This is a genomic window from Streptomyces sp. NPDC126499, assembly GCF_040302485.1.
Lineage (GTDB): Bacteria > Actinomycetota > Actinomycetes > Streptomycetales > Streptomycetaceae > Streptomyces.
The window spans coordinates 18,817-31,820 of the sequence record NZ_JBEOUO010000038.1 but is presented as its reverse complement, the minus strand read 5'-3'; the positions used below and the strand labels follow the sequence as shown (position 1 = coordinate 31,820).

Below are 13,004 nucleotides of genomic sequence, written 5' to 3'. Positions count from 1 at the left end.
TGCACGCCGCCGTCACCGCCGGCACGGGACGCATCCGGCACCACGCCGATCGCGTCCGGCAGCGAGCCGGGCGCGTCCGGGACCGGGTCGGGCGCCTGGGGGACCGCCCCGGCCGCGTCCGGCACCGGTCCGCCGGGCGCCCGCGGGACCGAAAGGAGACCGGAGCATGACGATGCCGTCGGGCCTTCCCCGCCCGTACGACGATCAGTCCCAGTCGGCCAACCTCGCCGACATCCTGGAGCGCGTCCTCGACAAGGGCGTGGTGATCGCCGGGGACATCCGCATCAACCTCCTCGACATCGAGCTGCTCACCATCAAACTGCGCCTCGTCGTGGCCTCCGTCGAACGGGCCAAGGAGATGGGCATCGACTGGTGGGAGCAGGACCCCGCCCTGTCGTCCCGGGCCCGGCGGGGCGAGCTCGGCCGGGAGAACGAGGAACTGCGCCGCCGCATCGCCGAACTGGAGGCGAGGCAGGAGACATGAACGACCAGGCACCGCCGAAGGAAACCCTGCTGTACGTCTACGCCGTCGTCCGCTCCGCCGGTACCGGCGGGGGACCGCCCCCCGTCTCCGGCGACACGCTGGGCAGCGGCCTCACGACCGTCGAGCACCGTGGCCTGACCGCCGTCGTCGAACCGGTCCCGGCGGCCGACTTCGACGAAGCACCCCTGCGCGCCCACCTGGAGGACCTGGACTGGCTCGCCGAGGTCGCCCGCGCCCACCACGCCGTGGTCGCGTCGGCGGGCCGGCAGACCACCACCGTCCCCCTGCGGCTCGCCACCGTCTGCCGCGGCGAGCAGGGCGTGCGCCGACTGCTCGACGAGGGCGCGCGCGACCTGACGGAAACCCTCGACCGGCTGACGGGCGTCCACGAGTGGGGCGTCAAGCTGTACGTGGACGAGCCGGCCGACAGGACGGCGACGCCCGCCACCGCTCCTGCCGCCGCGCCGGACTCCGGGCGCGACTACCTGCGCCGCCGGCTGGGGGAGCAGCGGGCCCGCCGGAACGCCGACGACACGGCGGCCCGTACCGCCCGGCAGCTGCACGAGGTGCTCGCCCGCGCCGCCGTGGACGCGGTCCTCCACCCGCCGCAGCAGGCGCGCCTGTCCCGCGCCCCCGGCCGGAACGTCCTCAACGCCGCGTACCTCGTCCCCGACGAGCGGCAGCGGGAGTTCCTCGACGCCATCCCGCCGGTGGAGGAGCAGCACCCGGGCCTGCGCCTGGAGACGACGGGGCCCTGGGTGCCGTACTCCTTCGCGCGGACCGCGTCCGGGGGAGGGCCGGAGCGATGACCGACCAACGGGAGATCGCACTCGTGGACCTCCTCGACCGGCTCCTCGCCGGCGGTGTGGTCCTCGCCGGTGACCTCACCCTGCGGATCGCCGACGTGGACCTGGTGCGCATCGATCTGAAGGCGCTCATCAGCACCGTCGGCGAGGCCGTGCCCTCCCCGTGGGCGGAGGTGACGCGATGACCGAGCCGCAGTCGCGGTCGCAGCCCCGGTCCCGGCGCGTCGAACTCGACCCCGACACCGTCGAGCGCGATCTGGCCTGCCTGGTCCTGACCGTCGTCGAGCTGCTGCGGCAGCTGATGGAGCGCCAGGCCCTGCGCCGGGTCGAGGCGGGCGATCTCAGCGAGGAGCAGGAAGAGCGGATCGGACTGACCCTCATGCTCCTGGAGGACCGGATGGCGCTGCTGCGCGAACGCTTCGGCCTGGAGCCGGAAGATCTGAACATCGACCTCGGGCCGCTCGGCAAACTCCTCTGAAGCCGGGTTTGTTCCCGCCCGGTCCGGTCAGACGCACGGTATGACTGCATCGCAGAAGAGCAACGAGACCCCGTCCCGCCGGAACAACTCGGGCACCGCCTCGGCCACGGCGAAGAAGACCGTCCGTGCCGTGGAGGAGACCGGGGAGACCGGCACCGGGACGCTGACCGCCCTCCCCGCGCCGCTCGCGGAGAAGACCCTCGCGGCCGTCCACGCCGTCCGCGGCACCGGCGACATGCTGTGGACCGCCGTGCGCGCCCGCAAGGGGGTCACCGGAGGCGCGGCCGTCAGTGCCGCGGCCGCGCTCACCGGCGCGTACGCCCTGGGGCGCCGGGCCGGGCTGCGCAGCCGCGGCCCGCTCTCCCGGCTCACCGGCGGCCGTATCTGACCCGCCGAAGCCGGCCGGCCCGGCACAGCCGGCCGTGTGCGGCACACCGAAGGGGCGGCTCCGGACTTCCGGAGCCGCCCCTTCGGGTGTGCGCTCGTGCTTCCGCTCGTGCTTCCGCTCGTGTTCCCGCGCCGGCGGTCGCCTGCCGGTCAGGCCGGCAGCAGCGAGTCGTCCTCGGGGCGCGCGCCGGGCAGCCGGTGGCGGGCGACGACGAGTGCCGTGTCGACGTCCCGGGTTCCCGTGGAGACGCACAGGGTGTACGCGAGGTCGTCCATGCGCCTGCGTACCTCCGGGCTGCCGTTCTCCGCGTGCAGCACCCTGAGCGTCTCGTACTGCTCGATCAGATTGCTCAACACCGCGGGATGGGCCATCAGCACAGTGCCACTCCTCTCGTCAGTACGGGCGGCCACCGCCCGGACGAGGCGCCGCGTACCCCGCTTTCCCGGCTGTATGCACAGGCGCGCGGGCCGGACCTCCGGGCCCGGAACGGCCGTTTTCCTCCCGGACCCGAGGGCAGACGGTGCACAGGTGGAGCACCCCGGGCACGACGGCGTCGGTCAGATGCCGCGATTCCCGGCCGATACGGGTGAGAGCCGCCCGGACACGGCGTGGCCGGAGAGGGCTCCGGTTATGGCTGGAAGGTCCACCTATACCGTCTCTTGGGAGTAACGATGGCGACTGAGCACTCCGACGCGGCCCCGGAACGGGGCGAAGGCGGCCTGCCGGGGAAACCGGGGCCGGTCTCTCCGAGCGTGGCGGAGCCCACGCATTCCACGGAGCCCCTGCCGGCCAAGCCGGACCAGGCCGGGCCGGAGACCGTGAGTCCGACCGGGCAGGCCACCGGGGCGGCACCGGCGCGCGTCGCGCAGAGCGGTGCGTATCTGACGACGGCCCAGGGGGCCCGCCTCCATGACACCGATCACTCGCTGAAGGCCGGAGCGCGCGGGCCGGTGCTGCTCCAGGACCACCATCTGCGGGAGAAGATCACCCACTTCGACCACGAGCGGATCCCGGAGCGGGTCGTGCACGCCCGCGGCGCCGCCGCCCACGGCGTCTTCCGGGGGTACGGCACGGCCGCCGAGGTCTGCAAGGCCGCCTTCCTGGCGAAGGACGTCGAGACGCCGGTCTTCGTGCGCTTCTCCACCGTCCTCGGCTCCCGCGGCTCCTCGGACACGGTCCGCGACACCCGTGGCTTCGCGACCAAGTTCTACACCGACGAGGGCACCTTCGACCTGGTCGGGAACAACATCCCGGTGTTCTTCATCCAGGACGCGGTCAAGTTCCCCGACATCATCCACGCGGGCAAACCGCACCCGGACCGGGAGATCCCGCAGGCCCAGAGCGCCCACGACACCTTCTGGGACTTCGTGTCGCTGCACACCGAGGCCACCCACCACACCCTGTGGAACATGTCGGACCGCGGCATCCCCCGCTCGTACCGGATGATGGAGGGCTTCGGCGTCCACACCTTCCGGCTCGTCAACGGCGCCGGGGACACCTCGCTGGTGAAGTTCCACTGGAAGCCGAAGCTGGGCGTGCACTCGCTGGTCTGGGAGGAGGCCCAGCTGATCAACGGGATGGACCCCGACTTCCACCGGCGGGACCTCTGCGACGCCATCGAAGCGGGCGCCTTCCCGCAGTGGGAGCTCGGCATCCAGGTCTTCCCCGACACCCCGGACCAGACTTTCGAGGGCATCGACCTGCTCGACCCCACCAAGATCGTTCCCGAGGAGCGGGCCCCGGTCCAGCCGATCGGCCTGATGACCCTCAACGCCAACGTCACGAACTTCTTCGCCGAGACCGAGCAGGTCGCCTTCCACCCCGGCCACCTGGTTCCCGGCATCGACGTGACGGACGATCCGCTGCTCGCGGGCCGGCTCTTCTCCTATCTCGACACCCAGATCAGCCGCCTCGGCGGGCCGAACTTCGCCCAGATCCCGGTCAACCGGCCGCAGGCCCCCGTCAACGACATGTTCCGCGACGGCATGCACCAGACCGCCGTGCACACCGGGGTGGCGCCGTACCGCCCCAACAGCCTGGACGGCGGCTGCCCCTTCACGGCCGGCGCCGACACGGGTGCCTACGTCGAGACGCCCGTGAAGGTGTCCGAGGCGCGGAAGGTCCGCGAGGCGCCCGCCTCCTTCGCGGACCACTTCACCCAGCCGCGGCTCTTCTGGCTGAGCATGACCCCGACCGAGCGCGAGCACATCATCGCCGCGTACACCTTCGAACTGGGCAAGTGCTACGAGCAGGCGGTCAAGGAACGGGTCCTCGCCGCCCTCGCCAACATCGACCCGGTGCTGTGCGAGCAGGTCGCCGCGGGCCTCGGCCTGCCGGCTCCCGAGCCGACCGTTCCGCTCGCCGAGGTGGAGCCCAGCCCCGCCCTGTCCCAGCTGGGCCGCAGCTGGCCGACGGACGGCCGTGTCGTCGGCATCGTCGCCGACAAGGCGGCCGACCTGGCCGGGGTACGGGCGGCCCGGCAGGCCGCCTTGGACGCCGGCATGACACCGCTGGTCATCGCCCCGGCCGGCGGCACCCTCGACGGCGCCGGCGAACCCGTCACGGTGCAGCGGACCTTCGCCACCGCCCGCTCCGTCGAGTTCGACGCCCTCCTCCTGGCCGGTGCGCCCGCCCCCGGCGCCGACGCCTACGGAGCCCGCGACGCCAAGGCCGGCTCGCCGCTCGCCCAGGGCACCGACCCGCGGGTCCTGCTGCTGCTCACCGAGGCGTACCGCCACGGCAAGGCCGTCGGCGGGTGGAACGGCGCCACGGCGCTCCTCCAGTCCGCCGGCATCGACCCGGGCGGCCCCGGCGTCATCACGGCCGAGAGCGGTACGGCGGCCGTGGCCGCGACCACCGAGGCCCTCGCCCGGCACCGGGCCTGGGACAGGTTCCCGTCCGCCCTGTGACGCCACCGGCCGCGGCTCACCCCCGGTACCGTCCTCAGGCCGAGGACAGCCCGTCCACGGAGCCGAGTTGGGGCCGGGGGCCGCCGGCGCGGCGGCGCCGGAAGTCGTGCGGACCCGGCCCTCGGGCCCCGGCGGGCCTCTGTGCCGGACCCGGTGGGCACGGGCGCCGCCCGTCGGCGAGGATAGGGGGGCCACCTGTCCCCGAGCGCTGAGGAGCGAGAGCGGATGCCCACGTCCGGGGCCGGCTCCCGACCACCGACGATCGCCGACGTCGCCACCGCCGCCGGCGTCTCGCGCACCACGGTCTCGCACGCCCTCAACGGGCTCGGCAAGGTCGACCCCCGCACCCGGGAGCGGATCAAGAAGGTGGCCGCCGAGCTCGGTTACCGGCCCAACCTGCGGGCGCAGCGGCTGCGCCGTGGCCGGGCCCAGGCCATCGCCCTGGCCTCGTCCATGCCGTTCGCCGTGGCGGCGGGGCCCTCCCGGCTCGGCTTCTACATGGAGATCGCCGCCGCGGCCGCCGAGAGCGCCCTGCTGCACGAGTACGCGCTGGTGCTCGTGCCTCCCGTGCGCTCCGGTTCGGGCCTGCACTCCGCCGACGTCGACGGAGCCATCGTCGTGGAGCCGGACGTGGACGACGCGGCGGTGGCCGATCTGAAGGAGCGCGGGCTGCCCTACGTGGCGCTCGGCAGGCCCGTGTCGCCCGAGGAGACGGCCCCGTACGTCGATCTGCGCGGCGGGCTCGTCGCTGAGAAGCTCCTCGCCCACCTGCGGGAACAGGGTGCCCGGCGGCCGGCGTTGATCATCGGGTCCGGGCTGCGGCACACGGCGGTCGACGCCCGCGCCGCGTACGAACGGCTCGCCGCCGAGCACGGCTGGACACCGGTCGTGGCGACCGCCCCCGAGGCCGGTGGCGAAGAGGCCGGATACCGGTGCTGCGCCGAGCTGCTCGCCCGCCACCCCGACACCGACGCCGTGTGCGCCCTCGTGGACGCCTTCGCCGTCGGCGCGGTCCGGGCGATCAAGGACAGCGGGCGGGCCGTCCCCGACGACGTCATGGTCGTCACCCGGTACGACGGCCTGCGCGCCCGCACCTGCGAGCCGCCGCTCACCGCCGTCGACCTCCACCTCGACCGGGCGGCCTTCGACGCGGTGGAACTGCTCCTCGGACGGCTGCGCGGCGACGTGACCACCGGTGCGGTGGTCACGTCGCCCGAGCCCCGGGTGGTCCCGCGCGCCTCCTCGCTGCGCCTCACACCCCGAGCATGAGGACCAGGCCGGAGACCAGCGCGAAGCCGAGCACGAACAGCCGCGTCCTGGCCGCGTTCATCCGGTGGCTCACCAGGCGGCTCGCCCACGCGCCGGCGGCGACGGCCGGCAGCAGCGCGAGCGCCCAGCCCAGATCCCCGGGTTGACCCTCGCCCGTGGCGAACAGCAGGGCGAGCGAGGCGACTTCGCCGACGAGGAAGCAGGCGGCGACGGTGGAGCGCAGCTCGGCCGCCGGCCGGTGCTGGTAGACCAGGGCGAGCGGCGGCCCGCCGACCCCGGTGGCCGTCTCCGTCAGGCCGGTCACCGCGCCCGCCCCGAGGTAGGCGGCCCGGCCGGGGGCGAACGCGGGCGCGGCGAGGCTCACGACGGCCGCCAGGACGGTGGCGCCCCCCACGAAGAGCCCCAGGCTGCGTTCCGGGATCAGCCAGAGCAGCGCGAGGCCGGCGGGTGTGGTGGCGAGCCGCGCGGCGGTGATCCAGCCCGCCCCCCGCCAGTCGAGCGAGGCCCGTTCGCGCCAGGCGACGTACGCGTTGAGCGGGATCATCGCCGCCAGCACGAACACGGGCAGCAGGCCGGGGGCCAGCATCCCCGCCACGGGGGCGACGATCAGCGCGAAGCCGAGACCGCTGCTGCCCTGCACGAACGCGGCGACGGCCACGGTCAGGGCGAGAACGGCCAGCGTGGTGGTGCTCACGGTGCGGTGCTCCTCAGCCGGGCGGCCGTGGAGGTGGGGTGCGCCCGGGTGACGGGTGCGCGTCCCACCGTCGCGCGGGCCAGTTCGACCGCGCGGGCGACCAGCGCGGGGCCGTCCCAGGCGGTCGGCCGACCGTGCCACAGGCGCAGCCGGCCGCCGACGAACACGGCGGTGATCTGGTCCCGGTTGCCGCGGCGCACCAGCTCCCACGGCAGGTCCCAGGACAGCGCCAGCTCGGGGCCGCTGACGTCGACGAGGAGGAAGTCGGCCGCCAGGCCCTCGGCGACGGTGCCGGTCCTGGCACCGAGACCGACGGCGTCGGCGCCGCCCCGGGTGGCGTGCTCCAGCCAGGTCCAGCCGGCGCCGCACGAGGAGTCGCCGCTGGCCAGGCCGTACGCGATCCGCTGGGCGAACTCGGCCGCCTCGGCGAGGCGGAACCCGTCGCCCCGGGTGCCGTCGGTGCCGAGGCCGAAGCGGATGCCGCGCTCGGCCATGGCGAGGGCGGGCGCGACGGCGTTGCCCTTCCAGGCGCTGGCCACCGGGTTGTAGCTGACGGCGGTGCCGGTGTCGGCGAGCAGGGTCAGCTCGCCCGGGGTGAGCAGGGTGGCGTGCGCGGCGAGCAGATGCGGCCCCAACGCCCCTATGTGGTGAAGGTGTTCGAGCGGTCGAAGGCCGTGCCGCAGCAGGGAGCGTTCCACGCCGGCCAGATGTTCGTTGACATGGATCTGTACGGTGGCGCCCGCCTTTGCCGCGAGCCCGGCGACGCCCCGCAGGGTCGCGGACCGTGCCGCCTCGGGGACGGAGACGGCGAGCGAGGCGTGGACGAGCGGGTCGCCCTCGTACCGGGCGAGGTGCTTCTCCGCACGGTCGAGTACGGACGGGTCGGCGTCCTCGCCGTGGTCGTCGCCGGTGTCGTCGGCGTCGTTGCAGACCAGCCCGAGCACGCAGCGGATTCCCGCGTCCCGCGTGGCCGAGGCCACGACCTCCACGTCCACGTCGGCGCGGGTGCCCGCGTCGGCGACCGTCGTGAAACCGCCGCGCAGCGCCTCCAGGGCCGCCAACTTGGCGGCCGCATAGGCCGATTCCTCGTCGAGTGCGCGCTCCAGCGGCACCCATACCCGCCGGAAGATCTCCGAGGGTTCCCCGAAGGCGAGCGCGGAGCCGAAGCTCTGGGTGAGGTGGTGGTGGGCGTCGACGAATCCGGGCATCAGGAGGTGGCCGGGCAGCCGTACGCCGTCCAGGTGCGGATGGGTGCGCCGGAGCTCCGCCGCGGGACCCACGGCCCGGAACGAGCCGTCGGCGACGACGACCCCGTAGCCTGGCGCGGGCCCTTCCGGCAGCAGGACGGCGTCCGGTTCGAGGAGCAAGGGGGCGGGGGAGTCGAGGAGTTGGCGGGTGCTGTCGTTCATCGGTCGCTTTCCGTGCGGCGGGTGGCCAGGCGGGCGGCGAGGCCCGGCCTGACGTGGTGGAAGAGGACGTTGAGGACGGCGGCGGTGAACGCGCCGACGGCGACGCCGCTTTCGAGGAGGATGCGGAGGTTCGGCGGGAAGCCCGCGTACACGCCCGGGACGAGGATGGGCAGGAGTCCGAGCGCGAGGGCGACGGCGCACACGAAGGTGTGGGTGTGCCGGTCGAGGTGGGAGCGGCCGAGCATCTGCACGCCGAGCACGGTGATGACCGCGAAGACGACCATGGCGGTGCCGCCGACGACCGCCGCCGGGACGACGCTGATCGCGCGGGTCACGGGGGCGAGGAAGCCGATGACGATGAGGACCACGCCGGCCGCCGCGGTGACGTATCGGCTGCGCACGCCGGTGACCCGGACGATGCCGATGTTCTCGCCGCTGGTCACCATCAGCGGCAGCCCGAAGCATCCGCCGAGGAGCGAGGTGAGCGCGTCACCGCGGATGGTGGCCGGTACGGCGGTGCGCCGGTCGATCTCCTTGCCGACGGCCTCGGCGTTGATGACGGTCTGGCCGGTCGCCTCCGCCATCGACGCGAGGCTGTAGAGCATCAGCGGCAGCGCGGCGAGCAGGTTGAACTGCGGCGAGCCGAACGGCATCGCCTGCGGCAGGCTGAGCAGGCCGCCCTCGGTGACGCCGCCGAGGTCCATGTGGCCGAGGAGGGTGGCGAGCGCGGTGCCGGCGAGGAGCCCCAGCATGACGGCGAGTTGCCGCAGGACACCCGTGAACAGCAGGTAGAAGACGACGGTGAAACCGATCGTCGCCATGCCGAGGACGAGGTTCGTGGTGTCGGCGAAGCCGGGGCTGCCGGGGCGGCCGGTGACGAGGAGCGCGCCGACCTTCACCAGGTTGACGCCGACGATGACGATCATCGTGCCGATGACGAGGGCCGGGAAGAAGGCGAGCAGCCGGGAGAAGACGGGCAGCACGACGAAGTAGAAGGCGGCGGTGAGGAGCACCGCGCCGGTGGCCGTGGGCAGGCCGTGCTGTTCGGCGATGGCGAGGAAGAGGATGAGCGGCGCGCCGCCCGGCAGCATCACGAACGGCAGCCGGGGCCCGAACTTCCACGGGCCGAGGGACTGGACCAGGGATCCGACCCCGGAGAGCACGAAGGCCGCGGAGAGCAGGTTGACGGTCAGTCCGGCGTCGAGCCGGAGGGTGGCGCTCATCAGGAAGATCGCCGAGATCGGTGTGGCGGCCATGACGAGGACGTGCTGGATCCCGAAGAGCAGGATGCGGCCCAGCGGGCGTGACTCGTCGACGGGGTGGACGGGGTGGGCGGGTGCGGGGGCGGTGGACTCCGGCGCCGGTGGCTGATCCGTACCGGAAAGGGTCTGGCGGGGACTGGACACGTTCGAGCTCCGTTCGGCGTTCGACACGTCGTGGTTCAGCCGCGATCCGGCCCTGGACGGGGAGCCAAAGCGAGTGGCCAAATCGATTTGGCCGTCAGTATGTGAGGCGCCCCGGAGGTCGTCAAGGGGTGCGGTGCGTCGAGGGCGCCGGAGCGGTGCTAGCTGACGGGGACTCAGGAACGGCAACGAAATCCGTAGCCCGGCGTGCTCCCGGCCATCGATTCGTAAGTTACCAGGGGGTTTTGCTTCAAAAGCGGGGTCTCATGCCTTGCGTGATGGCCCGCCCGTCGGGAAGGATCTGTCTCCGGCCCGGGCCGTTCGCCCCGCGGCCCCCTCATGCCTCCATGTCTGGACGCCTGGCAGCGCACGGTAACCCCGAGCCGCCGGCCGGTGGACCGCCCGATCCGCGCGGCCACCCGGATGCTCCCTTCGAGGCCCCCACCCGACCCGGCGTCCCGGTTTCGCCGGCGTCCCCGCGTCCCCTCCTCCTCTCATTCACCTACCCTCAAGGCAAGGCAGAGATGGCACCACTGTCCTCGCGCCGGCGACCCCTCACCACCGGGCATCCGGTGGACGAGGTCCTCCCGCTCCCCACCCTCGCGCTCTACGGATTCCAGCACGTCCTGGCCTTCTACGCCGGCGCCGTGCTCGTACCGGTGATCCTGGGCAGCAGCCTCGGCCTCTCGCGGCAGGAACTCGTCTACCTCATCAACGCCGACCTGGTCACCGCCGGGATCGCCACCATCATCCAGGCGTGGGGCTTCTGGCGGATCGGCGCCCGGCTGCCCCTCGTCCAGGGCGCGACCTTCACCGCCGTCTCGCCGATGATCGCCATCGGCCAGGGCGCGGGCGGCGGCACCGCCGGACTCCTCGTGGTGTACGGCGCCGTGATCACCGGCGGCGTCGCCGCCTTCCTCTTCGCCCCCTTCGCCGGGCGCCTGACCACGTACTTCCCCCCGATCGTCACGGGCACCCTCCTCACCGTCATCGGCATCGTCCTCATCCCGGTGGCCCTCCAGGACGTCGGCGGCGGCGCGGCCCTCATCGGCGGCCCCGGCTACGGCGACCCCGCCCACCTCGCGTACGCCGGCGGAACCCTCCTGTTCATCCTGCTCGTGGTGCGCTTCGGCGGCCCGTTCCTGCGCAGCATCGCGGTGCTGCTCGGCCTCGTGGGCGGAACCGCCGTCGCCTGGCTCCTGGGCGATGCGGGGTTCGGCACCGTCGAGCAGGCCGACTGGCTGGGCGTCAGCACCCCCTTCCACTACGGCCTGCCGCAGTTCTCGCTCTTCCCCATGCTGGCGATGGTCGTCGTCATGCTCATCACCATGGTGGAGACGACCGGCGACGTGTACGCCATGGGCGAGATCACCGGCCGGAAGGTCGACGGCGAGACGGTCAGCCGCGCGCTGCGCGCCGACGGCCTCGCCACCGTCCTCGGCGGGGTGTTCAACTCCTTCCCGTACGTGGCCTTCGCCGAGAACATCGGCCTGGTCCGCATCTCCCGCGTCACCAGCCGCTTCGTCGTCGTCGCGGCCGGCGTCCTCATGATCGGCCTCGGCCTGGTGCCCAAGGCCGGCGCCCTGGTGGCCTCCGTCCCTCACCCGGTGCTCGGCGCGGCGGCCGTCGCCATGTTCGGCATGGTCGCCACCGTCGGCATCCAGATCCTCGCCAAGGTCGACCTGCGGGAGGAACGCAACGCCGTCATCCTGGCCGTCAGCCTCGGCGCCGCCATGCTCCCGACGGCCATCGAGCCCTTCTTCGACCGGCTGCCCACCGAAGTACGGGCCGTCCTCGGCAGCGGCATCACCCTCGGCACCCTGACGGCCGTCCTCCTGAACCTGTTCTTCCACGTCCTGGAGAACCGCCGTACACGGCAGGACATCGACTGGGACGGCCTGGCCGCGTACGACGACGGGACAGGACCGCAGACCACCACGGCCCGCTGACCCCCACCCGCTCTCCGGCGCCGCGGCCCCGGAAGGCGCCCACCGAGGTGATCCGCACGTGTCCCACCCCCCGTTCTCTCCCGCCCAGGCCCGGGCCGCGCGTCTCCGCATCGGCCTGGACCCCGAACAGGTCGTCTCCGGCATGGCGCAGCTGGGGGTCCGCCGCCCCGTGGCGGTCCTCCTGGCGTGGGAGTCGGGGACGATGGCGCCGACGGAGCCCGAACTCTTCGCGCTCGCCGACGCGCTGTGGTGCCCCGTGCCCGTCCTCATGGACCTGCGGCCGCGCTCCCTGCGCGAGCACCGTCTGGCCCGGCAGCTCACCGCCGAGCGGCTGGCCCGGCGCATCGGCATGGACCTGCGCGACTACCTCCGCGCCGAACGGGACCACCGCTGGAACGGCACCGACCGGCAGACCCTCCTGCTCGCCGACTCCCTCGGCCTCGAACCGGACGAGCTGCGCGGCGTCATCGGCCGCGCCGGTGAACTCGACGGCCTGCTCCGCCAGGCCGTCGAAGGCCGGTGGAAACAGCACACCGCCTCGCTCGCCCGCCTCCTCGGCACCCGCGAGCGGCCGGTGGCGCAGGCGCTGCGCACCCTGCACCAGGAGTACGCCCGCTTGGACGAGCGCTACATGGGCCATCTCGTCGCCCGCAGCGACGACGCCCGCCTGAAGGAGATCGCCGCGGAACGGGCCGCGTGGCTGAACGCGCTGTCCGACCGCTTCCTGGACCTCGTCGGTCACGACTCCCCGCCGCCGAACGTTCAAAGGGGCGAATAACGGGTATTCCAGACTGTTCGGCGTCGGCCGGACCCCGCGCCCTTCCGGGGCGGGCCTCCCTACCGCGGCTCCACGGCGGTGAGAACCCCATGACCCAGTGCAAGATCCCCGACTACCGCACCGGCCACCGCGGCCGACACTGGACCCACGCCCTGCGGTACGCGCAGAAGACGGGCGCCGTCATCGTCACCGACGACACCGGCGAGCCCGTCGTCTACGCCCACGAGCAGTCCGGGCCCGGCCGCTTCAGGCCCTGGATCACCGCTACGGGCACCCGTTACGACAGCCACGACGTGCACCCCGAATGGTGACCGGGCCGCACTCGGGCGGCCGACGCCCGGACGGGTGACGGTTGCGGCCGGTCCTCGGAAACTTGCAGGTCAGGGCCGGTGTGATGAAGCGACTGACGCGGGAGGCCCGTGGCGCGGCGGTCTGTC

At 73.4% G+C, this 13,004-nt stretch carries 14 protein-coding genes; 10 read left to right on the top strand and 4 right to left on the bottom strand.

What is annotated here, in order from left to right:
* Positions 1-166: 166 nt before the first annotated feature.
* The 5 genes from ABTZ91_RS33230 to ABTZ91_RS33210 are packed head-to-tail and all read left to right on the top strand — an operon-like array spanning position 167 to position 2,156.
* Positions 167-484, top strand: coding sequence for a gas vesicle protein (locus ABTZ91_RS33230; RefSeq protein ID WP_352080961.1), 318 nt, complete (start codon positions 167-169; stop codon positions 482-484).
* On the top strand, positions 481-1,293 hold the full coding sequence (locus ABTZ91_RS33225) for a GvpL/GvpF family gas vesicle protein (RefSeq protein WP_352080960.1): 813 nt from the start codon (positions 481-483) through the stop codon (positions 1,291-1,293). Before ABTZ91_RS33230 ends, ABTZ91_RS33225 begins: the two co-directional genes overlap by 4 nt.
* The gene (locus ABTZ91_RS33220; protein ID WP_352080959.1) at positions 1,290-1,475 is read left to right on the top strand and encodes a gas vesicle protein; all 186 of its coding nucleotides are present in this window, start codon (positions 1,290-1,292) and stop codon (positions 1,473-1,475) included. The genes ABTZ91_RS33225 and ABTZ91_RS33220 overlap by 4 nt, the downstream gene beginning before the upstream one ends.
* On the top strand, positions 1,472-1,768 hold the full coding sequence (locus ABTZ91_RS33215) for a gas vesicle protein K (protein ID WP_352080958.1): 297 nt from the start codon (positions 1,472-1,474) through the stop codon (positions 1,766-1,768). The genes ABTZ91_RS33220 and ABTZ91_RS33215 overlap by 4 nt, the downstream gene beginning before the upstream one ends.
* Positions 1,769-1,808: 40 nt before the next feature.
* On the top strand, positions 1,809-2,156 hold the full coding sequence (locus ABTZ91_RS33210) for a hypothetical protein (protein WP_352080957.1): 348 nt from the start codon (positions 1,809-1,811) through the stop codon (positions 2,154-2,156).
* Between the two features lie 149 nt (positions 2,157-2,305).
* Here ABTZ91_RS33210 and ABTZ91_RS33205 read toward each other — a convergent pair whose 3' ends face one another.
* On the bottom strand, positions 2,306-2,533 hold the full coding sequence (locus ABTZ91_RS33205; RefSeq protein ID WP_345484775.1) for a DUF5133 domain-containing protein: 228 nt from the start codon (positions 2,531-2,533) through the stop codon (positions 2,306-2,308).
* A gap of 294 nt (positions 2,534-2,827) precedes the next feature.
* Here ABTZ91_RS33205 and ABTZ91_RS33200 point away from each other — a divergent pair, with 294 nt between their 5' ends.
* Together ABTZ91_RS33200 and ABTZ91_RS33195 are read left to right on the top strand one after the other, a co-directional pair.
* Positions 2,828-5,065 carry a catalase gene (locus tag ABTZ91_RS33200; RefSeq protein WP_352080956.1) on the top strand — a complete coding sequence of 746 codons (2,238 nt, stop codon included), beginning with the start codon at positions 2,828-2,830 and terminating at the stop codon, positions 5,063-5,065.
* 225 nt (positions 5,066-5,290) lie between these two features.
* Complete coding sequence (locus ABTZ91_RS33195; protein WP_352080955.1) at positions 5,291-6,334, top strand: LacI family DNA-binding transcriptional regulator; 1,044 nt, start codon at positions 5,291-5,293, stop codon at positions 6,332-6,334.
* On the opposite strand, the gene ABTZ91_RS33190 is transcribed toward ABTZ91_RS33195, so the two are convergent.
* The 3 genes from ABTZ91_RS33190 to ABTZ91_RS33180 are packed head-to-tail and all read right to left on the bottom strand — an operon-like array spanning position 6,318 to position 9,843.
* On the bottom strand, positions 6,318-7,028 hold the full coding sequence (locus tag ABTZ91_RS33190; RefSeq protein ID WP_352080954.1) for a sulfite exporter TauE/SafE family protein: 711 nt from the start codon (positions 7,026-7,028) through the stop codon (positions 6,318-6,320). The genes ABTZ91_RS33195 and ABTZ91_RS33190 overlap by 17 nt on opposite strands.
* Positions 7,025-8,437 carry an amidohydrolase family protein gene (locus ABTZ91_RS33185; RefSeq protein ID WP_352080953.1) on the bottom strand — a complete coding sequence of 471 codons (1,413 nt, stop codon included), beginning with the start codon at positions 8,435-8,437 and terminating at the stop codon, positions 7,025-7,027. Before ABTZ91_RS33185 ends, ABTZ91_RS33190 begins: the two co-directional genes overlap by 4 nt.
* Entirely contained in the window at positions 8,434-9,843 is a 1,410-nt protein-coding gene (locus ABTZ91_RS33180; RefSeq protein ID WP_352080952.1) for a uracil-xanthine permease family protein, read from the bottom strand. Before ABTZ91_RS33180 ends, ABTZ91_RS33185 begins: the two co-directional genes overlap by 4 nt.
* Before the next feature lie 521 nt (positions 9,844-10,364).
* On the opposite strand from ABTZ91_RS33180, the gene ABTZ91_RS33175 reads away from it, so the two are divergent.
* The 3 genes from ABTZ91_RS33175 (at position 10,365) to ABTZ91_RS33165 (ending at position 12,878) form a co-directional block, all read left to right on the top strand.
* Positions 10,365-11,789 carry a nucleobase:cation symporter-2 family protein gene (locus ABTZ91_RS33175; RefSeq protein ID WP_352080951.1) on the top strand — a complete coding sequence of 475 codons (1,425 nt, stop codon included), beginning with the start codon at positions 10,365-10,367 and terminating at the stop codon, positions 11,787-11,789.
* Positions 11,790-11,847: 58 nt separating this feature from the next.
* A complete protein-coding gene (locus tag ABTZ91_RS33170; RefSeq protein WP_352080950.1) occupies positions 11,848-12,567 on the top strand; it encodes a helix-turn-helix transcriptional regulator in 720 nt (239 codons plus the stop codon).
* Positions 12,568-12,656: 89 nt separating this feature from the next.
* Positions 12,657-12,878, top strand: a complete 222-nt coding sequence (locus tag ABTZ91_RS33165; protein WP_352080949.1) for a hypothetical protein — start codon at positions 12,657-12,659, stop codon at positions 12,876-12,878.
* Positions 12,879-13,004 lie beyond the last annotated feature (126 nt).